This is a genomic window from Seohaeicola sp. (assembly GCF_048006315.1).
Lineage (GTDB): Bacteria > Pseudomonadota > Alphaproteobacteria > Rhodobacterales > Rhodobacteraceae > Seohaeicola.
Genome location: NZ_CP180350.1, coordinates 2,787,871 through 2,812,522, shown reverse-complemented (window position 1 = coordinate 2,812,522; position 24,652 = coordinate 2,787,871). Strand labels below are relative to the sequence as shown.

20 protein-coding genes and 1 tRNA gene are annotated in these 24,652 nt (G+C 62.5%); 7 read left to right on the top strand and 14 right to left on the bottom strand.

The window, feature by feature from the left end:
• Window positions 1–55: 55 nt before the first annotated feature.
• From rpoC to ACMUJL_RS13960, 13 genes are all read right to left on the bottom strand, one after another.
• On the bottom strand, window positions 56–4,297 hold the full coding sequence (rpoC, locus tag ACMUJL_RS14020; protein WP_068289618.1) for a DNA-directed RNA polymerase subunit beta': 4,242 nt from the start codon (window positions 4,295–4,297) through the stop codon (window positions 56–58).
• 73 nt (window positions 4,298–4,370) lie between these two features.
• A complete protein-coding gene (rpoB, locus tag ACMUJL_RS14015) occupies window positions 4,371–8,516 on the bottom strand; it encodes a DNA-directed RNA polymerase subunit beta (RefSeq protein ID WP_416914318.1) in 4,146 nt (1,381 codons plus the stop codon).
• 237 nt (window positions 8,517–8,753) lie between these two features.
• Window positions 8,754–9,134 (bottom strand): 50S ribosomal protein L7/L12, encoded by a 381-nt coding sequence (gene rplL / locus ACMUJL_RS14010; RefSeq protein WP_068289620.1) that lies wholly within the window; start codon window positions 9,132–9,134, stop codon window positions 8,754–8,756.
• Between the two features lie 69 nt (window positions 9,135–9,203).
• Complete coding sequence (gene rplJ, locus ACMUJL_RS14005; RefSeq protein ID WP_068289621.1) at window positions 9,204–9,719, bottom strand: 50S ribosomal protein L10; 516 nt, start codon at window positions 9,717–9,719, stop codon at window positions 9,204–9,206.
• A 249-nt stretch (window positions 9,720–9,968) separates the two neighbouring features.
• Entirely contained in the window at window positions 9,969–10,667 is a 699-nt protein-coding gene (gene rplA, locus ACMUJL_RS14000) for a 50S ribosomal protein L1 (protein ID WP_068289622.1), read from the bottom strand.
• Between the two features lies 1 nt (window position 10,668).
• Window positions 10,669–11,094: a 50S ribosomal protein L11 gene (gene rplK / locus ACMUJL_RS13995; protein WP_068289623.1), complete on the bottom strand. Its 426-nt coding sequence runs from the start codon at window positions 11,092–11,094 to the stop codon at window positions 10,669–10,671.
• Window positions 11,095–11,198: 104 nt separating this feature from the next.
• A complete protein-coding gene (nusG, locus tag ACMUJL_RS13990) occupies window positions 11,199–11,732 on the bottom strand; it encodes a transcription termination/antitermination protein NusG (protein ID WP_375573369.1) in 534 nt (177 codons plus the stop codon).
• 194 nt (window positions 11,733–11,926) lie between these two features.
• Window positions 11,927–12,124, bottom strand: coding sequence for a preprotein translocase subunit SecE (gene secE, locus ACMUJL_RS13985; protein ID WP_068289633.1), 198 nt, complete (start codon window positions 12,122–12,124; stop codon window positions 11,927–11,929).
• Window positions 12,125–12,233: 109 nt separating this feature from the next.
• A tRNA-Trp gene (locus ACMUJL_RS13980) sits at window positions 12,234–12,309 on the bottom strand.
• A 45-nt stretch (window positions 12,310–12,354) separates the two neighbouring features.
• On the bottom strand, window positions 12,355–13,128 hold the full coding sequence (locus tag ACMUJL_RS13975) for a hypothetical protein (RefSeq protein WP_375573371.1): 774 nt from the start codon (window positions 13,126–13,128) through the stop codon (window positions 12,355–12,357).
• Complete coding sequence (locus ACMUJL_RS13970; RefSeq protein ID WP_375573373.1) at window positions 13,112–14,185, bottom strand: GSCFA domain-containing protein; 1,074 nt, start codon at window positions 14,183–14,185, stop codon at window positions 13,112–13,114. The genes ACMUJL_RS13975 and ACMUJL_RS13970 overlap by 17 nt, the downstream gene beginning before the upstream one ends.
• Before the next feature lie 151 nt (window positions 14,186–14,336).
• Window positions 14,337–15,512 (bottom strand): elongation factor Tu, encoded by a 1,176-nt coding sequence (gene tuf, locus ACMUJL_RS13965; protein WP_375573358.1) that lies wholly within the window; start codon window positions 15,510–15,512, stop codon window positions 14,337–14,339.
• Window positions 15,513–15,629: 117 nt separating this feature from the next.
• Window positions 15,630–16,352, bottom strand: coding sequence for a hypothetical protein (locus ACMUJL_RS13960; RefSeq protein ID WP_375573375.1), 723 nt, complete (start codon window positions 16,350–16,352; stop codon window positions 15,630–15,632).
• Window positions 16,353–16,494: 142 nt separating this feature from the next.
• On the opposite strand from ACMUJL_RS13960, the gene ACMUJL_RS13955 reads away from it, so the two are divergent.
• Entirely contained in the window at window positions 16,495–17,883 is a 1,389-nt protein-coding gene (locus ACMUJL_RS13955; protein WP_375573377.1) for a cytochrome P450, read from the top strand.
• 18 nt (window positions 17,884–17,901) lie between these two features.
• Here the strand turns inward: ACMUJL_RS13955 and ACMUJL_RS13950 are convergent, their stop codons facing one another.
• Window positions 17,902–20,226, bottom strand: coding sequence for a DNA topoisomerase IV subunit A (locus tag ACMUJL_RS13950; RefSeq protein WP_375573379.1), 2,325 nt, complete (start codon window positions 20,224–20,226; stop codon window positions 17,902–17,904).
• A 182-nt stretch (window positions 20,227–20,408) separates the two neighbouring features.
• Here ACMUJL_RS13950 and ACMUJL_RS13945 point away from each other — a divergent pair, with 182 nt between their 5' ends.
• The 6 genes from ACMUJL_RS13945 to ACMUJL_RS13920 all read left to right on the top strand — a co-directional run bounded on the left by ACMUJL_RS13945 (window position 20,409) and on the right by ACMUJL_RS13920 (window position 24,611).
• Window positions 20,409–21,002, top strand: coding sequence for an SH3 domain-containing protein (locus ACMUJL_RS13945; RefSeq protein ID WP_375573381.1), 594 nt, complete (start codon window positions 20,409–20,411; stop codon window positions 21,000–21,002).
• Window positions 21,003–21,055: 53 nt separating this feature from the next.
• The gene (locus ACMUJL_RS13940) at window positions 21,056–21,889 is read left to right on the top strand and encodes an SDR family NAD(P)-dependent oxidoreductase (protein WP_375573383.1); all 834 of its coding nucleotides are present in this window, start codon (window positions 21,056–21,058) and stop codon (window positions 21,887–21,889) included.
• A gap of 87 nt (window positions 21,890–21,976) precedes the next feature.
• On the top strand, window positions 21,977–22,180 hold the full coding sequence (locus ACMUJL_RS13935) for a twin transmembrane helix small protein (protein ID WP_068291730.1): 204 nt from the start codon (window positions 21,977–21,979) through the stop codon (window positions 22,178–22,180).
• A 3-nt stretch (window positions 22,181–22,183) separates the two neighbouring features.
• Entirely contained in the window at window positions 22,184–22,756 is a 573-nt protein-coding gene (locus ACMUJL_RS13930; RefSeq protein ID WP_375573386.1) for a cob(I)yrinic acid a,c-diamide adenosyltransferase, read from the top strand.
• 170 nt (window positions 22,757–22,926) lie between these two features.
• On the top strand, window positions 22,927–23,685 hold the full coding sequence (locus ACMUJL_RS13925; protein ID WP_068291727.1) for an electron transfer flavoprotein subunit beta/FixA family protein: 759 nt from the start codon (window positions 22,927–22,929) through the stop codon (window positions 23,683–23,685).
• Window positions 23,685–24,611 (top strand): electron transfer flavoprotein subunit alpha/FixB family protein, encoded by a 927-nt coding sequence (locus tag ACMUJL_RS13920; protein ID WP_068291725.1) that lies wholly within the window; start codon window positions 23,685–23,687, stop codon window positions 24,609–24,611. The genes ACMUJL_RS13925 and ACMUJL_RS13920 overlap by 1 nt, the downstream gene beginning before the upstream one ends.
• Window positions 24,612–24,652 lie beyond the last annotated feature (41 nt).

Below are 24,652 nucleotides of genomic sequence, written 5' to 3'. Positions count from 1 at the left end.
GGCATGAAAAAACCCCCGCCAAGGCGGGGGTTTTCATCTCTTCTTGACGCGGGACTTATTCGTCCCGGCTTTCCGGCGTTTCCACCAGCGTGTCGAACTCGTCGCCACCGATCACGTCATCGACCGGTGCGGCCAGTGCGGCGGCCGCTTCGGCCTCCTCGCGGCGGGCTTCGATCACGACGTTGTCACGCTCGGCCGCGATGCGGCGCACGCGGGCGGTTGCACCACCTGTCCCTGCCGGGATCAGACGGCCGACGATCACGTTCTCTTTCAGGCCGACCAGTTTGTCACGCTTGCCCTGAACCGAGGCTTCGGTCAGCACGCGCGTGGTTTCCTGGAAGGACGCCGCCGAGATGAAGCTGCGGGTCTGCAGCGACGCCTTGGTGATCCCCAGAAGGATCGGCGCACCCGTTGCCGGACGACCGCCCTTGGCCATGATCTTCTCGTTCACGGCGTCGAACTCGGCCTTGTCCAGGTGCTCGCCCTTCAGCAGCGTGGTGTCGCCGCTTTCGTCGATCTCCCACTTCTGGAGCATCTGGCGCACGATGACTTCGATGTGCTTGTCGTTGATCTTCACACCCTGCAGGCGATAGACGTCCTGCACTTCGTCGATCATGTAATCGGCCAGCGCCTCGACACCCAGGATCGCAAGGATGTCATGCGGTGCCGGGTTGCCATCCATGATGTAGTCACCCTTCTGCACGAAGTCGCCTTCCTGCACCGGGATGTGCTTGCCTTTCGGCACCATGTATTCGACCGGCTCCATACCATCAACCGAAGGCTCGATCGTGATGCGGCGCTTGTTCTTGTAGTCCTTGCCGAAGCGCACGTAGCCATCGATTTCGGCGATGATCGCGTGATCCTTGGGACGACGGGCTTCGAACAGTTCCGCCACGCGGGGAAGACCCCCGGTGATGTCCTTGGTCTTGGCGCCTTCGCGCGGAATACGTGCCACCACGTCACCGGCCTTGATGTCCTGCCCTTCCTCGACGGACAGGATCGCATCCACCGACATCGGATAGGTCACGGGGTTGCCGGCTTCGTTGCGCACAGGCTCGCCATCGGTATCGACCAGGATGATCTCGGGCTTGAGCTCGTTGCCCTTGGGGGCCGCGCGCCAGTCCATCACGATCTTCTGGGTCATGCCGGTGGCATCGTCGGTCTCGTCGCGGACGGCGATACCCGATACCAGGTCGACATATTTAACCTGACCGGTCTTCTCGGCGATGATCGGCAGGGTGTAGGGATCCCATTCGAACAGCTTGTCGCCACGCGCAACCTTGGCGCCTTCCTTGACGAACAGCTTGGAGCCATAGCCCAGCTTGTGGCTGGCGCGCTCTTCACCGCTGTCGTCACGGATGACCAGCTTCATGTTCCGGCCCATGACCAGCGTCTCGCCATTCGAGTTCTCGATGGTCGAGGCGTTCTCATAGGTCACCGTGCCGGCCTGGCTTGCTTCCAGGAAGGACTGCTGCCCACCCTGGGCCACGCCGCCGATGTGGAAGGTCCGCATCGTCAGCTGGGTGCCGGGTTCACCGATCGACTGCGCCGCGATGATGCCGACGGCTTCGCCGACGTTCACCATGGTGCCGCGCGCAAGGTCACGACCATAGCAGGTGGCACAGACGCCATCTTCGGCCTCGCAGGTCAGCGGGCTGCGGATGCGTGCCGACTGCAGGCTGGACACTTCGATCATGTCGGCCATGCGCTCGTCGATCAGAACGCCACGGGCCACCATCACCTCGCCGGTGGCGGGGTTGACCAGATCTTCGGCCGCGACACGGCCCAGCACACGCTCGGCCAGCGAGGACACGACCTCGCCGTCGTTCACCGCCGCTTCGGCCGTGATCGCGCGGTCCGTACCGCAATCCTGCTGACGCACGATGCAGTCCTGCGCCACGTCCACCAGACGGCGGGTCAGGTAACCCGAGTTGGCGGTCTTCAACGCGGTGTCCGACAGACCTTTCCGCGCACCGTGGGTCGAGTTGAAGTATTCAAGAACGGTCAGGCCTTCCTTGAAGTTCGAGATGATCGGCGTCTCGATGATGTCGCCGTTCGGCTTGGCCATCAGGCCGCGCATCCCGCCCAGCTGCTTCATCTGCGTGACCGAACCACGGGCACCGGAGTGGGCCATCATGTAGACCGAGTTCGGTTCCAGTTCCGCGCCTTTGTCATCGCGCTTGCTGGCCGAAATCGTGCTCATCATCGCTTCGGTGACCTTGTCGTTGCACTTCGACCAGGCATCCACGACCTTGTTGTACTTCTCACCCTGGGTGATCAGACCGTCCATGTACTGCTGTTCGAAATCCTTGACCTGATCACGGGTCTGATCAACGATCGTCCACTTGTTGTCCGGCACGACCATGTCGTCCTTGCCGAAGGAAATCCCGGCCTTGAACGCTTCACGGAAGCCCATGGTCATGATCTGGTCGCAGAAGATGACCGACTCTTTCTGACCGCAGTAACGGTAGACCGTGTCGATGACCTGCTGCACCTCTTTCTTGCGCAGAAGCCGGTTGACCAGTTCGAAGGGCGCCTTTGCGTTCATCGGCAGAAGCGCGCCAAGGCGCACGCGGCCCGGCGTGGTTTCGAACCGCTTGACGACCTCGTTGCCTTCCTCGTCGATCTGGGTGACGCGCGCATTGATCTTGGCATGCAGGTGCACGACACCGGCATCCAGCGCGTGCTGGACTTCGTCGATCGAAGCAAAGGACATGCCCTCGCCCTTCATGCCTTCGCGCATGATCGTGGTGTAGTAGAGACCAAGGATCATATCCTGCGAGGGCACGATGATCGGCGCGCCGTTGGCGGGCGACAGAACGTTGTTCGTGGACATCATCAGAACGCGCGCTTCCAGCTGGGCTTCAAGGCTCAGCGGAACGTGCACGGCCATCTGGTCACCGTCGAAGTCGGCGTTGAACGCCGAACAGACCAGCGGGTGCAGCTGGATGGCCTTGCCTTCGATCAGGATGGGCTCGAACGCCTGGAAACCCAGGCGGTGCAGCGTCGGTGCACGGTTCAGCATGACGGGATGTTCGCGGATCACCTCGTCCAGGATATCCCAGACCTCGGGGCGTTCCTTTTCCACCAGCTTCTTGGCTTGCTTGACGGTCGAGGACAGGCCCTTGGCTTCAAGCCGCGAGTAGATGAAGGGCTTGAACAGCTCCAACGCCATCTTCTTGGGCAGGCCGCACTGGTGCAGCTTGAGTTCCGGGCCGGTCACGATGACCGAACGGCCCGAGAAGTCGACGCGCTTGCCCAGAAGGTTCTGGCGGAAACGGCCCTGCTTGCCCTTGAGCATGTCCGACAGCGATTTCAGCGGACGCTTGTTGGCGCCGGTGATCACGCGGCCACGACGGCCGTTGTCGAACAGAGCGTCGACCGATTCCTGCAGCATCCGCTTTTCGTTGCGCACGATGATATCGGGCGCACGCAGTTCGATCAGGCGCTTCAGACGGTTGTTCCGGTTGATCACGCGACGATAGAGATCGTTCAGATCAGAGGTCGCGAAACGGCCGCCATCCAGCGGCACCAGCGGACGCAGTTCCGGCGGAATGACCGGGATCACGGTCAGAACCATCCACTCGGGGCGGTTGCCGGATTCCAGGAAGGATTCCACGACTTTCAGCCGCTTGATGATCTTCTTGGGCTTCAGCTCGCCGGTCGCTTCCTTCAGCTCGGCGCGCAGGGTTTCTGCTTCCTGCTCGAGGTCGATGGCGGCCAGCATCTCGCGGATCGCCTCGGCGCCGATATTGGCGGTGAAGGCGTCGGCACCGTACTGGTCCTGCGCATCCATGAACTCTTCTTCGGTCAGCATCTGGCCATAGGTCAGATCGGTCAGACCGGGCTCGATCACCACGTAGTTCTCGAAATAGAGAACCCGCTCAAGATCGCGCAGGGTCATGTCCAGCATCAGGCCGATGCGGCTGGGCAGCGACTTGAGGAACCAGATATGCGCCACCGGCGAAGCCAGTTCGATATGGCCCATCCGCTCGCGGCGGACCTTCTGCAGGGTGACTTCGACGCCGCACTTTTCGCAGACGACGCCGCGATATTTCATGCGCTTGTACTTGCCGCAAAGGCATTCGTAATCCTTGATCGGGCCAAAGATACGCGCGCAGAACAGACCGTCACGCTCGGGCTTGAACGTGCGGTAGTTGATGGTTTCGGGCTTCTTGATCTCACCATAGGACCAAGACAGGATACGCTCGGGCGACGCCAGCGATACCTTGATCTCGTCGAAGGTCTTGACCGGGGCAACCGGGTTGAACGGGTTGTTCGTGAGTTCCTGGTTCATTTTCAAATCCTTGATTTGGGGCAAAGGCAGAGGGGTCGAAGGGGCGCGCGACCCATGTCGCGCGCCGCCCTGATCACTCGTCCTCGGCGTCCAGGAGTTCCATGTTCAGGCCAAGGCCGCGCACTTCTTTCACCAGAACGTTGAACGACTCGGGCACACCGGCCTCGAAGTTGTCTTCGCCCTTGACGATCGACTCGTACACCTTGGTCCGGCCTGCCACGTCGTCCGACTTGACGGTCAGCATTTCCTGCAGCGTGTAGGCGGCACCGTAAGCTTCCAGTGCCCAGACCTCCATCTCACCCAGACGCTGGCCACCGAACTGGGCCTTACCACCCAGCGGCTGCTGCGTGACAAGGCTGTAGGGCCCGGTCGAACGTGCGTGGATCTTTTCGTCCACAAGGTGATGCAGCTTCAGCAGGTACTTGATGCCCACGGTCACGGGGCGGATGAACTGCTCGCCCGTGCGCCCGTCGAACAGGATCGACTGACCGGAGGTGTCGAACCCAGCGCGCTTGAGCGCATCGTTCACATCCGCCTCTTTCGCGCCGTCGAAGACCGGCGTTGCGATCGGAACACCCTTGGTGATGGTGCCTGCCGCCTCGATCAGCTGATCCTCGTCCATGCCTTCGATGCCTTCATCGTAGACATCGTCGCCATAAGCCTGACGCATCGCATCGCGCACCGGGGTCAGATCACCCGACCGGCGGTATTCCTGCAGCGCCTCGTCCACCCGCAGACCCAGCGTACGCGACGCCCAGCCCATGTGGGTTTCAAGGATCTGACCTACGTTCATGCGCGAAGGCACGCCCAGCGGGTTCAGACAGATATCGACCGGCGTACCGTCGGCCAGGAAGGGCATGTCTTCCATCGGGATGACCTTGGAGACCACACCCTTGTTGCCGTGACGACCGGCCATCTTGTCGCCCGGCTGCAGCTTGCGCTTCACCGCGATGAAGACCTTGACCATCTTCATCACGCCCGGCGGCAGATCGTCGCCGCGGCGGACCTTTTCGACCTTGTCCTCGAAACGAGCATCAAGGGTACGCTTCTGCACTTCGTACTGTGCGTTCAGCGCTTCCATGATCTGGGCATCGGCCTCGTTCTCAAGCGCCAGCTGCCACCACTGGCCACGGCTGAGCGTGGACAGAAGCTCTTCGTCGATGATCGAGTTCGGCTTGACGCCTTTCGGACCCTTCACCGCGACCTTGCCCAGGATCATGTCCTTGAGGCGGGCGTAGATGTTGCGGTCCAGGATCGCCAGCTCGTCGTCGCGGTCACGCGCCAGACGCTCGACTTCTTCACGCTCGATCTGCAGCGCACGTTCGTCTTTTTCCACACCATGGCGGTTGAAGACACGCACTTCCACGACCGTGCCGAAATCGCCGGGCTTCACACGCAGCGAGGTATCGCGCACGTCCGATGCCTTTTCGCCGAAGATGGCGCGCAGCAGCTTTTCTTCCGGGGTCATCGGGCTTTCGCCCTTGGGCGTGATCTTGCCCACCAGAATATCGCCCGGCTCCACATCGGCACCGATGTAGACGATGCCCGCCTCGTCGAGGTTGCGCAGGGCTTCCTCGCCGACGTTGGGAATGTCGCGCGTGATCTCTTCCGGCCCAAGCTTGGTGTCACGTGCGGCGACTTCGAATTCCTCGATATGGATCGAGGTAAAGACGTCGTCACGCGCGATCCGCTCGGAAATCAGGATCGAGTCTTCGTAGTTGTAGCCGTTCCACGGCATGAACGCGACGATGACGTTCCGGCCCACGGCCAGTTCGCCCATGTCGGTGCAGGGACCGTCGGCGATCACTTCGCCCTTGGCCACCACATCGCCCACCTTCACCAGCGGACGCTGGTTGATGCAGGTGTTCTGGTTCGACCGCTGGAACTTGCGCATGCGGTAGATGTCCACACCCGCATCGCCCAGTTCCAGGTCTTCCGTGGCGCGCACAACGATACGCATCGCGTCGACCTGGTCGATCACACCGGCGCGGCGCGCCATGATCGCTGCACCGGAGTCGCGGGCCACGATGCCTTCGATCCCGGTACCGACCAGCGGCGCCTCGGTCTGCACCAGCGGCAGCGCCTGACGCATCATGTTCGAACCCATCAGGGCGCGGTTGGCGTCGTCGTTTTCAAGGAACGGAATCAGCGAGGCCGCAACCGACACCAGCTGCTTGGGGCTGACGTCGATCAGGTCCACCTGCTCGCGCGGCGCCAGCGTGTAGTCGCCGGACTGGCGGGTGGTGACCAGTTCGTTGACGAGATTGCCATCGGCATCCAGCGTCGCGTTGGCCTGCGCCACGGTGTGGCGCATTTCCTCGGTCGCGGACAGGTACACGACCTCATCCGTCACCTGACCTTCTTTCACAAGACGGTAGGGTGTTTCGATGAAACCGTACTTGTTCACCCGCGCATAGGTCGCAAGGCTGTTGATCAGACCGATGTTCTGACCTTCGGGCGTTTCAATCGGACACATCCGGCCATAGTGGGTCGGGTGAACGTCGCGGACCTCGAAGCCCGCACGCTCGCGGGTCAGACCGCCCGGCCCAAGGGCCGACAGGCGGCGCTTGTGCGTCACTTCGGACAGCGGGTTGGTCTGGTCCATGAACTGCGACAGCTGGCTGGAGCCGAAGAACTCGCGCACGGCAGCGGCTGCCGGCTTGGCGTTGATCAGGTCCTGCGGCATCACCGTGTCGATCTCGACCGAGGACATGCGCTCCTTGATGGCGCGCTCCATCCGCAGCAGACCGACGCGGTACTGGTTCTCCATCAGCTCGCCGACCGAACGGACACGACGGTTGCCCAGGTGGTCGATATCGTCGATGTCGCCCTTGCCGTCGCGCAGTTCGCACAGCGCCTTGATACAGGCCACGATATCTTCGCGGCGCAGGGTGCGCATCGTGTCCGCGGCATCCAGATCCAGACGCATGTTCATCTTCACGCGGCCCACGGCGGACAGGTCATACCGATCCGCATCGAAGAACAGCGTGTCGAACAGCGCGCTTGCGGCCTCGACCGTGGGCGGCTCGCCCGGGCGCATCACGCGGTAGATGTCCATCAACGCGCCTTCGCGGCCGATGTTCTTGTCTGCCACCATCGTGTTGCGGATGTAGGGACCGACGTTGATGTTATCGATGTCCAGAACCGGGATGTCGGAGATACCCGCATCCATCAGTTCCTTCAGCGAACCGCCGGTGATCTCGCCATCCTTGTCGCGGGTCAGCGTCAGCTCGTCGCCGGCTTCGACATAGATCGCGCCGGTTTCCTCGTTGATGATGTCCTTGGCGACGAACTTTCCCAGGATGTTTTCGAAAGGCACCAGAAGCTGGGTCACCTTCCCGTCGTCTTTCAGCTGCTTCACCGCGCGCGGGGTGATCTTCTTGCCGGCTTCGGCGATCACTTCGCCAGTGGCGGCATCGACCAGGTCAAAGGTCGGACGCGTACCGCGGACGCGGTCGGGGAAGAACTTGGTCACCCAGCCCTGAGCGGCACCCTTGGTCTTGGACAGCTTGTACTGAACGGTATCGTAATAGGCGTCCATGATCGCCTCCTGGTCCATGCCCAGGGCATAGAGCAGGGTGGTCACCGGCAGTTTGCGGCGACGGTCGATCCGCGCGAACACGATGTCCTTGGCGTCGAATTCGAAATCCAGCCAGGACCCGCGATACGGAATGATGCGGCAGGCGAACAGCAACTTGCCCGAGCTGTGCGTCTTGCCCTTGTCATGATCGAAGAACACGCCCGGCGAACGGTGCATCTGGGACACGATGACCCGCTCGGTCCCGTTCACCACGAAGGTGCCGTTGGGCGTCATCAGGGGCATGTCGCCCATGAACACGTCCTGTTCCTTGATGTCCTTGACCGACTTCGCGCCAGTATCCTCGTCGACATCGAACACGATCAGACGCAGTGTGACCTTGAGCGGCGCAGCATAGGTCATGTCGCGCTGCATGCATTCATCGACGTCGTATTTCGGCTTTTCCAGCTCGTATTTCACGAATTCCAGCACGCTGGATTCGTTGAAATCCTTGATCGGGAAGACCGACTGGAACACGCCCATGATTCCTTCGCCGTCAGCGGGCTGCATGCCGCTGCCAGAGTTCAGGAACAGGTCATACGAGGATTTCTGCACCTCGATCAGGTTCGGCATTTCCAGCACTTCGCGGATCTTGCCGTAATATCTGCGCAAACGTTTCTGGCCGAGGAAGGTCTGAGCCATGGTCGATGTCACCTTTCGTTTCTCTCCGGTCACGCAGGTCGTCGGGCCACGACAGCGCACCTCTTTGAAACAGGACTGTTCTGATCAATTCGCGGCCCCTGTCCCACCAGAGGCCTCCCGATCCTTGAACCGCACCTTGGAAAAGACTTCCGTGAAAGCCCTTTCCGAGACGGGTTAGGCTGGGCCCGGAAAAACCGGACCCAGCCAAATCAGTTCTCCGGGTTTCCCCGGAACCGATTACTTCAGCTCGACGGTGGCGCCAGCTGCTTCCAGCTTTGCCTTGATGTCGTCTGCTTCGGCTTTCGAGACTTGCTCTTTCACTGCCTTGCCGCCTGCATCGACCAGGTCCTTGGCTTCTTTCAGGCCCAGACCGGTGATGGCGCGGACTTCCTTGATCACGTTGATCTTGGAAGCGCCGGCATCCTTCAGGATGACGTCGAATTCGGTCTGCTCTTCAGCAGAATCGGCAGCGCCACCAGCGGCGGGGCCAGCCATCATCACTGCGCCGCCGGCGGCGGGCTCGATGCCGTACTCATCCTTCAGGATGGTTTTCAGTTCTTGTGCTTCGAGAAGCGTCAGACCAACGATCTCTTCTGCCAGTTTCTTCAGATCAGCCATTTTACTGTTTCCGTTCGTTTAAGATGTGTTCCAACGTGCGGGGTTTTCCACACGCAGATCAAAGGTTGCTCACGCAGCCGCCTTGTCCTCGATCGTGGACAGGATGGACGCGATATTCGAAGCAGGCGCACCAATCGCACCGGCGATGTTCGCAGCGGGTGCCGCAATGCAGCCCACGATCGAAGCGATAAGCTCCTCGCGCGACGGCATTTTCGACACGGCTTCGACACCGGCCCGGTCCAGAGCCGTGCTGCCCATAGCCCCGCCAAGGATTTCAAACTTCTTGTTGTCCTTGGCGAAGTCCTCGGCCACCTTGGCTGCTGCCACGGGGTCCTCGGAATAGGTCAGTACGGTCATGCCCGTCAGAAGATTGGCGATGCTTTCGCAAGGCTTCCCTTCAAGGGCGATCTTGGCGAGCTTGTTCTTGGCGACGCGGACGGACCCACCCACTTTGCGCATACGCGCGCGCAGGTCCTGCATCTCGGCAACCGTGAGACCTGCGTAATGGGCTACGACCACAACGCCAGAGCTTTCAAAGATCTGGCCGAGTTCCTCGACCACTTTCTCTTTTTGTGCTCTATCCACAGTTTCACTCCAAATTTGGGGGTCTCCCCCCGGCTCAGTTTTGCCCCCTGCGAACAAGGGGCGTTCGGGTCCAATTTCAGGGTCCCGAGGCCAGATCTACCCGAGGGATCACACCCAACGGTCAGGTTGTCTCGTTCCCCATCTCGGGAAGGATTTATTCAGGCGCTTGCCTGAACCCTCCGTCTCGGACAGGACAGGGCCGATGACGGCCCCGCCATTCGACCCCGGGCCAGGCCCGGGGCGGAATTCTTATTCGGCGCTTGCCGAGGCCAGGTCCACCGACACGCCGGGGCCCATCGTCGACGAGATCGACACCTTGCGCAGATAGGCGCCCTTGGCACCTGTCGGCTTGGCACGCGACACCGCACCTACGAAGGCACGGATGTTTTCGACCAGTTTCGCCTCGTCGAAGGACACCTTGCCGACACCTGCGTGCACGACACCGGCCTTCTCGACCTTGAACTGCACTTCACCGCCCTTGGCAGCCTGCACAGCCGTTGCAACATCCATGGTCACCGTACCCACCTTGGGGTTAGGCATCAGGTTGCGCGGGCCCAGCACCTTGCCCAGACGGCCGACGACCGGCATCATGTCAGGGGTTGCGATGCAGCGATCGAACTCGATCTTGCCGGACAGGATGGTTTCCATCAGGTCCTCTGCGCCAACGATGTCGGCACCTGCGGCGGTGGCCTCATCAGCCTTGGCACCACGGGCGAACACGGCGACGCGCACGTCCTTGCCGGTGCCGTTCGGCAGACCGACAACACCACGAACCATCTGGTCGGCGTGACGCGGGTCAACGCCCAGGTTCATCGCGATTTCGACGGTTTCGTCGAACTTGGCCGAGGCATTCGCCTTGATCAGCTTGACGGCGTCTTCGACGCTCAGGTTTTCCTTGCCGGCAACGGCTTCGCGAGCGGCGCGGGTACGTTTTCCAAACTTCGCCATCTTACTTCACCTCGATGCCCATGGAGCGGGCAGAGCCCAGGATGATCTGCATTGCGCCTTCGATGTCGTTGGCGTTGAGATCGACCATCTTCGCTTCGGCGATTTCCTTCACCTGGGCGACGGTCACGGTGCCTGCGGTGGCGCGACCGGGGGTCTTGGACCCGGACTGCAGCTTGGCGGCCTTCTTCAGATAGTAAGACGCGGGCGGCGTCTTGATGTCCATCGTGAAGGACTTGTCCTGGTAGTAGGAAATCACGACCGGGGTCGGGGCGCCAGGCTCCATGTCCGCGGTCTTGGCGTTGAACGCCTTGCAGAATTCCATGATGTTGATGCCGCGCTGACCCAGGGCCGGGCCGACAGGCGGGGAGGGGTTGGCTTGCCCGGCTTTCACCTGAAGCTTGAGCTTGCCGATCAGTTTCTTGGCCATATGGCCTCTCCTTTTTCCAACGCCGGACTGACGCGTCAGCCGGCACTCCGTGGCGTGGTCCGGTCCGGCGGTCGCGACCGCCTCGCCTCCCACGATCTACACACTCAGATCTGCTTGGAGACCTGGGTGAATTCCAGTTCCACCGGGGTTTCCCGGCCAAAGATCGAGACAGCAACCTTCAGACGCTGGTTGGCCTCGTCGATTTCCTCGATCATGCCGTCGAAATCCTCGAAAGGACCGTCGTTGACCTTGACCCGCTCGCCGATCTCGAAGTGGATCAGGGTGCGCGGGCTTTCCTCGCCCTCCTGCACCCGACCCAGGATCGCCTGCACCTCGGCATCGCGCATCGGCATCGGGCGGCCTTGCGGACCAAGGAACCCGGTGACGCGGTTGATCGAGTTGATCAGGTGATACCCCTTGTCGGACATTTCCATCCGCACCAGCACGTAGCCCGGCATGAAACGACGCTCGGTCGTGACCTTCTTGCCGCGACGCACTTCGATCACTTCTTCGGTCGGTACCAGAACCTCTTCGATCTGGTCCTCAAGACCGTTCTCGATGACGGCTTGCCTGATCTGTTCGGCGATCTTCTTCTCGAGGTTCGAGAGAACGCTCACCGAATACCACCGCTTAGCCATCGCTGTTCCAGTCCTCAACTTCCGACCTCGGTCGGCATTTCCCTTAATTTCCAAGAGCTTGCTACAGCCCTTCCGAAAACAAAAATCGGCGTGCAACACGAATCGCCGCACGCCATTTCCGGATCAGGTGTGTCCCCTACAAAGGAAACGTTCCGGTTTCAAGGGCAAGCGGTGCTTTTTGATCAGAACGCGGCTTAGCCGAACATGCCAAGAACGGTCCGCAGACCGAACTGGATCGTCAGATCCACCAGCGAAAAGAACAGCGCCGTCAGCGCCGCCAGGATGAAGACCATCACGGTCGTCAGCAGGACTTCGCGACGGGTCGGCCAGACCACCTTGGAAACTTCCGAGCGGACCTGCTGGATATACTGGATCGGGTTGGTACGTGCCATGGATACGTCTTTTCTATCTGGGTCAGGGCTGCACATACGCGGGTGGGATGCGGATTTCAAGGCCCGCTGCATCGGCGCGGCCTCTGGTCTTGTCGCACTGACGTGAAAGTGGCAGGGGCAGCAGGGCTCGAACCCGCGACCTACGGTTTTGGAGACCGTCGCTCTACCAGCTGAGCTATACCCCTAAGGCCGGTGCATCCGATACGACGCGCCGCCATCAATATCAAGGGCTAATCGTTGGTTTTCTTGCATCCGTCGCGACGCGCGGCCGCAACGAAGGCCCGCAGCATCAGGGCCGCGAACTCCGGCGATTTGTGTCCCGCATCCCCACTGGCCTCGGCCCCTTCGATCGCAAAGTCGGCGGACGTGAAGACACCGTTGACGACGGTTTCATCCGGTTGCGCGATCAGCGTGATACCGTCATCCGCCAGCAGTTGCGCGAACATCTGCCAGACGCGCGTGCGGTCTGCCGCCGTGGCCTCGGTCGCGCGCGGGTAATCCTTCAATGGCGATTTCAACGCCCCCTGCCCCGTCATGCCATCCGTCATCAGGGGGGCAGGCGCGAAAAACACCCGCGTGCTGCCGCTGGCCGCAAAGCTGCGGGCGATCCTGACCGCGCGGCAGGATGCAAGGAACTGCCGGGCGGCGGCCTGCATCACCGCACTGCTGACCGCCTGCCGGGGATCACGCAGATGATGCAGATATGGCAGCATGAATTCCGCGATCCGCAAGCGTGCTCCGTAGAACAGGTAAGTGTCGAAATCTCCGGGCGCGAGGGTCGCGCGCCCCTTTCCGTTGACCCGCAACACGACCTCCTCGGCCTCCTTGCCGCTGGGCCGCACGACACCCTGCCTGATGTCGATCTGCCGGAAAAGCGGCCCGGCCGCACCCCAGAACTCGACCTCGAAGCCATCCAGCCCCTCCAGTCCCGCATCCAATGCGCGCCGGACGCTTCCGATATGACTGTCACCGAAGATGCAGAGGGTTTCAGGTCGAGAAAGCACCAAGCAATTCCTCTTCGCAGGTCACATCCTCGGGGTCCGTGGCGGCGGGCACCGCAGCCTTGCGCCTGTGCCGCGCCTTGACGGGGCCGAAGACACGTGCCTGATCCGCGAAGAAATGCTGCATCACGCAGTCGACGCCCTGCGGCGCGACACTGCGCATGTTGGGCCCGTAGAACATGCCCCGGAACACAGGATGCGTGATGATCTCGTAGGAGGGGAAATAGTCGACACCCTTCACCTCGGCTTCAAGCTGGCCGGCAAGGGCGCGCAGGACGGATTTGGAATAGGTGGTCGCGACCAGCACATGTTTCGCGGATGCGGTCGCCGTCAGGGGAACGGGGGACACCGTCAGCAGGATCTTGAGCGACGGGTTCTTCGCCCGCATCAGCTTGATCGCAGCCTGCATCTCGCGCAGCAGGGGGCGAAAGCCGCTGTTGCGGAAGACGTGCTTTTCCGGGTCGAAGGCGCAGCCGGGCACGGTGCCGGGGCACAGCGCATATTCCAGCCCGGTTTCGGCATGCGACCATGATTCCGTCAGCCCCAGCGTGAAGACGAAAACATCCGCCCCGGTGATGGCCCGGCGAATGGCGTCCAGGGTTGTGGACCGTGCCGTGCGCAATTCAGCCTCGGAGGCAAAGCCATCCGGCTCGATCACCGGGCGCAGCGGATCGAAGAAACGCCCCTCTTGCTGCCAGACCTCGTCCGGCAGATCGCGCGTCTCGAACGCCAGTTCCAGCCATTGCCGCAGCATGCGGGGCGTATAGATGTTGCCCGTGCGGAAACTGAAGATGCCATAGTTGAAGCGGCGCGCGTCCTCGGCACTCAGGAAAGGTGGCGCGGGTTCGGCATTGACCCAGTCATACCCCCGCGCCGCAAGCGCCCGCCCGATATGCTGCGCGAAACAGCTGCCGGCCGTGACGATGCGGTCCTTGGGAAGAATGCGAAACTTCGGCGTCCAGAGTTCGGTCAGCCCGAAAGCGCCAACATCCGCCACGGCCGGGCGCCAATAGGCCCGCTGCGGCAAGGCCTCGTAGGGGTTCTGCAACGCGTCTGGCATTCGACAACTCTTTACCGCAAGGACACCGTTCACACTGTCCCGAACGCTAGCAGAGCAAGGTCCGGCACACAACACGGCCTCCCCGAACAAGAAAAGAGCCCCCGCCCGCATGGGGGGCTCTTTCCGCATTTTCCTGATCCGAAGTGGTCTTTTACTTCAGAATTTTGGACACGACACCCGCGCCGACGGTACGACCGCCTTCACGGATGGCGAAGCGCAGGCCGTCTTCCATCGCGATCGGTGCGATCAGTTCGACGGTGAACTTCAGGTTGTCGCCCGGCATCACCATCTCAGTGCCCTCGGGCAGCGTCACGGTCCCGGTCACGTCGGTCGTGCGGAAGTAGAACTGCGGACGGTAGTTCGCGAAGAACGGCGTGTGACGGCCGCCTTCTTCCTTCGTCAGGATGTAGGCTTCTGCCTCGAACTGGGTGTGCGGGTTCACGGACTTCGGCTTGCAAAGAACCTGACCGCGCTCGACGCCTTCACGGTCGATACCGCGCAGCAGAACGCCCACGTTGTCGCCGGCCTCACCACGATCCAGCAGCTTGCGGAACATTTCGACGCCCGTGCAGGTCGTCGTCTTGGTGTCCTTGATCCCCACGATCTCGATGCTGTCGCCGACGTTGATCACGCCACGCTCGATACGGCCGGTCACAACGGTACCACGGCCCGAGATCGAGAACACGTCTTCGATCGGCATCAGGAACGGCTTGTCCACGGCACGCTCGGGCGTCGGGATGTAGCTGTCAACCGCTTCCATCAGCGCGCGGATCGAGTTCTCGCCGATCTCCGCGTCACGGCCTTCCATCGCCGCCAGGGCCGAACCCTTGATGATCGGAATGTCGTCGCCAGGATACTCGTAGGAGGTCAGAAGCTCGCGGATCTCCATCTCCACCAGCTCCAGCAGCTCCTCGTCGTCAACCTGGTCAACCTTGTTCATGTAGACGACCATGTAGGGGATGCCCACCTGGCGGCCCAGCAGGATGTGCTCGCGCGTCTGCGGCATCGGGCCGTCAGCGGCGTTCACAACCAAGATCGCGCCGTCCATCTGCGCAGCACCCGTGATCATGTTCTTCACATAGTCAGCGTGGCCGGGGCAGTCGACGTGTGCGTAGTGACGCGTCTCGGTCTCGTATTCAACGTGCGCGGTCGAGATCGTGATCCCGCGCGCCTTCTCTTCCGGCGCGCCATCGATCTGGTCATACGCGCGGAATTCGCCGAAATACTTCGTGATCGCAGCCGTCAGCGTCGTCTTGCCGTGGTCAACGTGACCAATCGTGCCGATGTTAACGTGCGGTTTGTTACGTTCAAACTTTGCCTTGCCCATCCTGCGCAGCGCCTTCTGTTCGGGGGCCGCCCGCTCTTCGGACAAACCCGTTTCTGTCTCCGCGCGCCGTTTATTGACTTGGCCGGGGAAAATCAAGCGTCTCTTGGCGCGGACGGGTCACTGGGACGGCGGCGCCAGAACCTCGGGCTCCTGAAGGATCGCACCGCGCGGCGGAGCGATCCGGGCCGGCGCCGCGACCGGCCGCAGCGGCGGGTTGATCACCGGGGCGGCCGAGGTCGCGGCGACAGCGGGCTCATCGTTCTCGGACGTCGCCGCATCCGGCTCTTGCGCCGCATTCGTGCCCTCACCGAACCACCCTTCGGCAGCGCGCCTGCGAACAAGGAAATTCTCGATCTGCTTGGCCGCATTCCGGCTGAGGTTGCGCATCTGCACTTCCTTGGACTGGGTCAGACCGGACCCAAGGATGGTGTTGCCTGAAATCGTCTCGATCACGGTGATCTGTTCGGGGGGCGTGTTCATCTTCTGGCTGAGAGCATCATCCCAGACCGTCAGCAACAGGATCAGGACAGAGTTCGGCGAGGCCACGATCGGAATGCCCGGTTGCGCCAGCACATAACCTTCGACGCTGACCCCGAGGTGATAGAGGCGATCCCCCTCGTAGCGGCCGAAACGTTCGTCGATCGCGCCTTTCAGCGATTCCTGCCATTCCTCCGGCGTCGCCTCGCGCGATACAGGCCCGCGCGTCATCTTCGAGGCCACGACAACGTTATGGCCAAGGCGGAAATCGCCCAGATCGGCCGGCGCCTCATCCAGGTCGTTCGGATTGGTGCAGGCGGCCATCAGAAGGACCGAGGAAAGCAGGGCAAGCAGACGGAACATGGCATAGTCCTTCGCGGCGATGTCTCGGGCATAGCGCAGCGGAACCTTGCGCGCAACGCGCCTGCGGCAGCTTGGCGCGCGCCGTGACCCGTTTGCCGAACGCTCCCACGCCCTATATCCTTCTCCAAGGAGGCATCCGCCCATGTCCCACGCAGAGACCATCGACACGCCAGCGCCCGGACCACGGCGCCAGCCCGTGCGCGTTCCACTTGTCACGGAACCCTGGGGGCTGCTGAAAAGCCTGAATGCCGCGCGCCAGAACGTGCTGTCGATCATCCCCGAGATCGCAACCCGCCAACCCATGGTCAGCGGCAAGACCGGCAAGCGCTGGCACATGGTTATGGACCCGGACGCCATCCGCCAGATGCTGCTGGAACGGCTGGACGATTACCCCAAGTCGGACGTCACCAAGAACCTGCTGCGCCCCGCGATCGGCGAATCATTGTTCGTGGCCGAAGGCGCGCACTGGCGCTGGCAGCGCCGTGCGGCCGCACCCGTATTCTCGCATCGCAACGTGATGAACCTGGCCCCGATCATGACCGCCGCCGCCGAAAGGTCAGCCGAACGCGTCGCGACCGCAGGGCCGCGCGCGGTGGACATGTTCGACGAAATGGTGCGCGCCACCTTCGACGTGATCAGTGACGTCACCTTTTCGGGCGGCGGCGGTTTTGATCGCGACGCGGTGCACAAGGCCATCGACGCCTATATCAGCGAGGCGGGCAAGATCAGCCTTTTCGACATCCTGGGCTTTCCCGACTGGGTGCCGCGACCGGGGCGGATGATGTCGGGCGCCGCCCTCAAACAGATGAAGGGTGTGGCGGATCAATCCATCGATCAGCGACGCCGCGCGGGCCATGGCAAGGCGGTGCCCGATCTGCTGGACCTGCTGCTGGCCGGGGAAGACCCCGAAACGAAACGTCAGATGGATACGGGCGAGCTGCGCGACAACCTGCTGACCTTCATCGTCGCAGGTCATGAAACCACCGCCCTGACCCTGGGCTGGGCGCTTTACCTCTGCGCCTTTGATCCCGAGGTGCAGGACCGCGCGAGGGCCGAAGCTCAATCGGTCCTGCAAGGCCGCGCCGCGACCGGCGCGGATGTCGAGGCGCTGCCCTTCATCCGCCAGATCGTGGACGAGGCACTGCGCCTCTACCCCCCCGCCGGTCTCGTGTCGCGGACAGCACAAGCCGCCGACACACTGGGCGGGCGCGAGATCAGGCCCGGCGACACCGTGATGATCCCGATCTATGCCCTGCACCGCAATCATCTGCTGTGGGATGACCCGGACAGCTTCCGCCCGGAACGCTTCGCCGACCGCAAGGCCGTGCCGCGCTATGCCTACCTGCCCTTCGGGGATGGGCCGCGCATCTGCATCGGCGCCAGCTTCGCCCTGCAGGAGGCCGTGATCATCCTGGCCACCCTGCTGTCACGGTTCCGCTTCCGCCCGGTGCCGGGCCGCGATCCGAAACCCGTGATGATCCTGACCCTACGCCCCGAGGGCGGTGTGTGGCTGCAGGCGGACCCGGCCTAGACCGGCACCGCCCCACCGTCAGGTGAACCTGTTGTCGCGCGGAAATCCGCGTGGCGCCATCCGGCCTGCGCTGGCACGTTTGCCCAGCCATTCGGCCAGGTCGCTTTCGGTGCGGGTGCGCCCCGCGGGATCATGCCAGCTGAGCCCGTCGGACAGCGCAAAGGTGATCGCATCCGACAGCCCGCCATCCTTGAACTTCTGCAGCCGCACGCCCTTGCCGCGCGCCATTTCCGGCAACTCGTCCAGCGGAAAGACCAGGACCTTGCGGTTCTCGCCCACGCAGGCCACGTGATCGCCCGACACCGGACGGCACACCAGCGCGCGCGCATCACCCGACAGGTTCAGCACCTGCTTGCCGGCGCGGGTCTGTGCGACGACCTCATCCTCGGACACGACGAAACCATCCCCCGCCGACGATGCGACCAGCAACTTGCGCCCCGGCTTGTGGATCAGGATGTCCACGATCTGCGCCTCGTTCGGCAGATCCACCATCAGGCGCAGCGGCTCACCCATGCCGCGCCCACCGGGCAGGTTCATCGCCCCCACGGTGTAGAAACGCCCGTTCGAGGCAAAGACCAGCAGCTTGTCGGTGGTTTCCGCATGGAAGGCGAAACGCGGCCCGTCGCCGTCCTTGAACTTGATCTCGCGGGTCAGGTCGATATGGCCCGACATCGCCCGGATCCAGCCCATCTGCGAACAGATCACGGTCAGCGGCTCGCGCTCGATCATCGCCTCCAGCGGCACTTCCTCGACCTCGCCCGCCTCGGCGAACTGGGTGCGCCGCGCGCCGCCCGGGCTGGACGCGCCGAACTGCTTGCGCACCTCGCGCAGCTGATCGGCGATCGCCGCCCACTGCAGCTTTTCGCTGTCCAGCAGATCCTCCAGCGTGGCGCGCTCTTCCATCAGCGCGTCGCGCTCGCGGATCAGCTCGATCTCCTCCAGCCGCCGCAACGACCGCAGGCGCATGTTCAGGATCGCCTCGGCCTGCACCTCGGTCAGTTCGGGCTCGTCGGCTTCGGTGATGCTCCGTCCGGCCAGGGGCGAGACGTAATCCTTCTCGGACGTCGCCCGCGCATGGGGGTTGCCCCAGTTCTCGTACATCAGCGCGCGCTTGGGATCGTCATCATAGCGGATGATGTCGATCACGCGGTCGAGGTTCAGGAAGGCGATGATGAAGCCTTCCAGCACTTCCAGCCGGTGATCGATCTTTTCCAGCCGGTGGCGGGACCGGCGCTGCAGCACCTCGCGCCGGTGATCAAGGAAGGCGCGCAGCACTTCTTTCAGCGAACAGACCTTGGGCGTCAGACCATCGATCAACACGTTCATGTTCAGGCTGAACCGCACTTCGAGGTCCGAGTTGCGGAACATCATGCCCATCAGCACATTCGCATCGACCGTGCGCGCGCGCGGCTCCAGCACCAGACGCACGTCATCTGCGGATTCGTCGCGCACATCGCCCAGAATGGGGATCTTCTTGGTTTGTATCAGTTCCGCGATCTTCTCGATCAGCTTGGATTTCTGTACCTGATAGGGGATCTCGGTGATCACGATCTGCCACTGGCCACGGCCCAGATCCTCGACCTCCCATTTGCAGCGCAGACGGAAGGCACCACGCCCGGTGCGATAGGCCTCGGCGATGCTTTCGCGCGGTTCGACGATCACGCCGCCGGTCGGAAAATCGGGTCCCGGTACATATTGCAGCAGGGTTTCATCCCGCGCGTCAGGCGATTTGATCAGGTGCAGACAGGCGCCCACCAGTTCTTCGATGTTATGCGGCGGAATGTTGGTCGCCATGCCGACCGCGATCCCGGATGACCCGTTCGCCAGAAGGTTCGGAAACGCCGCCGGGAAGACCACGGGTTCCTCAAGTGTGCCGTCATAGTTGGGGCGGAAATCGACGGCGTTTTCCGTCAGCCCCTCCATCAGCGCCTCGGCGGCGGGGGTCATGCGCGCTTCGGTGTAGCGTGCGGCGGCCGGGTTGTCGCCGTCGATATTGCCGAAGTTGCCCTGCCCGTCCACCAGCGGATAGCGGACGTTGAAATCCTGCGCCAGACGCGCCATCGCATCATAGATCGCCGCATCGCCATGCGGGTGATAGTTCCCCATCACGTCGCCCGAGATCTTGGCCGACTTGCGGAAGCCCCCGCTGCTGCTGAGCCGCAGTTCGCGCATCGCATAAAGGATGCGGCGATGCACGGGCTTCAGGCCGTCGCGCGCGTCAGGCAGCGCGCGATGCATGATCGTCGACAAGGCATAGGTCAGGTAGCGCTCGCCAATCGCGCGGCGCAGCGGTTCGGACACCTCGGAAGGGTTCGGGACATTATCGTCGATCAGGTCGCTCATGCGTCAGGTGATAGACGCACACCGCAGCTTGGTAAAGCAACCAGCGTACAACAGCGCGGCAATTTCTGAAAAAATGACAATGCCTATCAGGCCGAATCAGATATAGGCGGAATCCTGCCCAGTCGGTTTTCGGCTGTTTTTCGTGAGTTTGTGTGTTTGGGGGTATGGGCATGTGGCGTCTGATGACGGCAACTTTTGCATTTCTTGGATGGTCTTTCTATACGCTGAGCGGCGGCGCCGATTATCAGCCCCGCGAAGGGTCACGGCAGGCTGAAGCCCTGCGCTTGAAAGCCGAAGCCGCGGCACAGCCCACTGTCGTCGCCACTGTTGCACAGGACAAGATCGACACGGTCATTCTTGACACCGTCAGCATGAACAGCTCGGACTTCGATCCGGGCGGGCTGGGCGATCTGCCCGAGGACATGACCCTTCGCCCCATCGCGGTTTCTGCGGATGGGCAGGCGAACGATGTCATCCGCTGGACCGCAACACTGAATCTGGCACAGCCTGCCGACACAGCACCGCTGGAGCAGATCATCGCAACCAGCACCCCCGCCCAACAGGAAGTGACACGCGATATCCGCCGCATCACCGGAAATGTCGTGAATTTCCGCAGCGGTCCCGGCACGCGCTACGGCGTTGTGGCCAAACTGTCGCGAGGCACAGAGGTGGAGGTTCTGGAAACCTTCGACAACGGTTGGATGAGGATGCGCGCCATCGAAAGCAACAGGGTCGGCTGGGTCCTTGGCACGCTTGTCTCGAAAGGCAACGGTTGATCCACGCACCGTCAGGTGTTGCAACATGACGCGCCAGTTGCGATGACGGCGGCATGAACACGAAAACCATCCTCATCACCGGCTGTTCCTCAGGTATCGGTTACGACGCGGCGCATGGCCTCAAGGCGCGGGGTTGGCGCGTCTTTGCGGCATGCCGCCAGCAGGCGGATGTCGACCGGCTCAGCGCCGAAGGGCTGGATGCCGTGCAACTGGACTATGCCGATCCCGCGTCGATCCGCGCCGCGCTTGCACATGTGCTGGATCAGACCGGCGGCAGGCTGGATGCGCTGTTCAACAATGGTGCCTATGCCTGCCCGGGCGCCGCCGAGGACCTTCCGCGCGAAGCCCTGGCCGAGATTTTCGAAGTCAACGTTTTCGGTTGGCATGACCTGACACGGCTGGTCATCCCGGTGATGCGCGCCCAGGGGCATGGCCGGATCATCAACTGCTCGTCGGTGCTGGGGTTGGTGGTGGCGCCGTGGCGCTCTGCCTACAACGCCACCAAATATGCCATCGAGGCGCTCAGCGACACACTCAGGATCGAGATGCGCGGCACCGGCATCGATGTCATCCTGATCGAACCCGGCCCCATCGCCAGCCGCATCCGCGCCAACTCGATTCCCCATTTCGAACGCTGGATCGACTGGCAGAACAGCCCGCGCGCCGATCAGTATCGCAGCACCCTGCTCAAGCGGCTTTACGAGCCGAAGATCAGGAAGGACAGGTTCGAATTGCCGGCCTCTGCGGTGACCGCGAAATTGATCCATGCGCTTGAGGCACCGCGGCCCAGGGCACGCTATTACGTCACCACGCCGACCTATGCGATGGGCCTGTTGCGCCGCATCCTGCCGACGCGGGCGCTGGATTGGGTGCTGGCCAAGGGCTGACGCCACACCCCTTGCGGCAAAATTCAGGTTCGCTTTTTGTCGCGCGCCCTCTACATGGGGCGAGACAAGGAAAAAAGGACTGAAGTGATGAGGGACGATCCCCTGTTCTACGTTGTGGTCGCAGCCTGTCTTGCGGTGCTGGGCATCCTGCTGCTGGGCATCGGCGGCTTCGCCAAGGGCGGCGAGTTCAATCGCAAATATGCCAACAAGATCATGCGCTGGCGGATCGGGGCGCAATTGGGCGCGGTTGTTCTCATACTTCTGTTCGTTTGGCTCCGCAGACAGGGATAAGACATGATTGTTCTGAACAAGATCTACACCAAGACCGGCGATGACGGCGAAACCGCGCTGGGGAATGGCGCGCGCGTCGCCAAGCATTCGATGCGCGTGACCGCCTATGGCACCGTGGACGAGGCAAATGCCACCGTCGGGATGGCCCGTCTGCATGCCGACACGGAGCTGGACGCGGCGCTGGCGCGGATCCAGAACGACCTGTTCGATCTTGGCGCGGATCTGTGCCGCCCCGACATGGAGCGTGACGCGGATGCAGAATACCCGCCCTTGCGCATGGTCAAGGCGCAGGTGGACCGGCTCGAGGCAGAAATCGACGCGATGAACAGCCGTCTGGAACCCCTGCGCAGCTTCATTCTGCCCGGCGGTTCGGCACTTGCCGCCTATCTTCACCTGTGCCGCACCATCAGCCGCCGCGCGGAGCGTGAAACCGTGGAACTGGCGACGATGGAAACCGTGAACCCGGATGCGGTCAAATATCTCAACCGCTTGTCCGACTGGTTCTTCGTGGCGGCCCGCGTCGCCAACGATGACGGCCGCGCAGATGTTCTCTGGGTGCCGGGGGCGAACCGTTAATTTGCGTCAATGTCCCACGATGGGACATCCTGACCGAAAAACGCGGCGTCTTATGACCATGACGTGACGATTTTGCCCTGTTTCACCGGCGCGCAAGATTATATCAACGCGCAGAGTGTTATCTGGGGAGTCGTAAATCGTCTTCCCGCAATCTGAGGGAGACCACGCCAATGAAGGTACTCGTGCCTGTCAAACGTGTGATCGACTATAACGTGAAGGTTCGCGTCAAGGCGGACGGAAGCGGTGTCGATCTCGCCAATGTGAAGATGTCGATGAACCCGTTCGACGAGATCGCCGTGGAAGAGGCGATCCGGCTGAAGGAAGCGGGCAAGGCCGACGAAGTCGTGGTTGTCTCCATCGGCGTGAAGCAGGCGCAGGAAACACTGCGCACTGCGCTGGCCATGGGTGCGGATCGCGCGATCCTGGTCGTCGCCTCCGATGACGTGCACAACGACATCGAGCCGCTGGCGGTGGCCAAGATCCTCAAGGCCGTCATCGCCGAGGAGGCCCCCGGCCTGGTGATCGCGGGCAAGCAGGCGATCGACAACGACATGAATGCGACCGGCCAGATGCTGTCGGCGCTGCTGGGCTGGTCCCAGGCGGCCTTCGCCTCGGATCTGGACGTGCAGGGCGATCACGCGCTGGTCACCCGCGAGGTGGACGGCGGCCTGCAGACGATCAAGGTCAAGCTGCCGACGATCGTGACCGCCGACCTGCGCCTGAACGAGCCGCGCTATGCCAGCCTTCCCAACATCATGAAGGCCAAGAAGAAGCCGCTCGATGAAAAGACCGCCGCCGATTACGGCGTCGATGTCACCCCGCGCCTGACCGTGGTCAAGACCTCGGAACCGGCGGCACGGGCGGCAGGTATCAAGGTGGGCTCGGTCGACGAGCTTGTGGCGAAACTCAAGGAAGCGGGGGCTGTGTGATGGCTGTTCTTCTGATTGGTGAAGTGACTGACGGCACGCTGGCGGTGGACGCCACCGCCAAGGCCGTGACCGCTGCCGGGAAACTGGGCGATGTGACCGTGCTCTGCACGGGTGCAACGGCAAAAGCCGCAGCCGACGAGGCCGCGAAGATCGAAGGTGTATCCAGGGTGCTGGTTGCCGAGGATGCACTTTATGGTCATCGCCTGGCCGAACCCGTGGCGGCCCTGATCGTCAGCCTGGCAGGCAATTATTCGCATATCGTGGCCCCCTCCACGACGGATGCGAAGAACATCATGCCGCGCGTTGCGGCCCTGCTGGACGTGATGATCCTGTCCGACGTGGTCGGCGTGGTCGATGCCGACACGTTCGAGCGTCCGATCTATGCGGGCAACGCGATCCAGACAGTGAAATCCACCGACAGCGTCAAGGTGATGACGATCCGCACCTCGACCTTCGATCTGGCCCCGATGGGTGGCTCGGCCCCTGTCGAAGCCATCGCTACCGGCGACAATCCCGGCCTGTCCGAATGGGTTGAAGACAAGGTCGCGGCATCGGACCGTCCCGAACTGACCAGCGCGGGCGTGGTCGTGTCCGGCGGGCGCGGCGTGGGCTCCGAAGCCGACTTCGCCCTGATCGAGAAGCTGGCCGACAAGCTGGGCGCCGCCGTCGGCGCATCCCGCGCGGCCGTCGACTCGGGCTATGCGCCGAACGACTGGCAGGTCGGCCAGACCGGCAAGGTCGTGGCACCCGATCTTTATGTCGCCGTCGGCATCTCGGGTGCGATCCAGCACCTCGCCGGCATGAAGGACAGCAAGATCATCGTCGCCATCAACAAGGATGAAGAGGCGCCGATCTTCCAGGTCGCCGATTACGGTCTGGTGGCAGACCTCTTCAGCGCTGTCCCGGAACTGATCGAGAAGATCTGACGCAGGTGACACCCGCAAGGGACCACCAGAAGGCCCGCCCT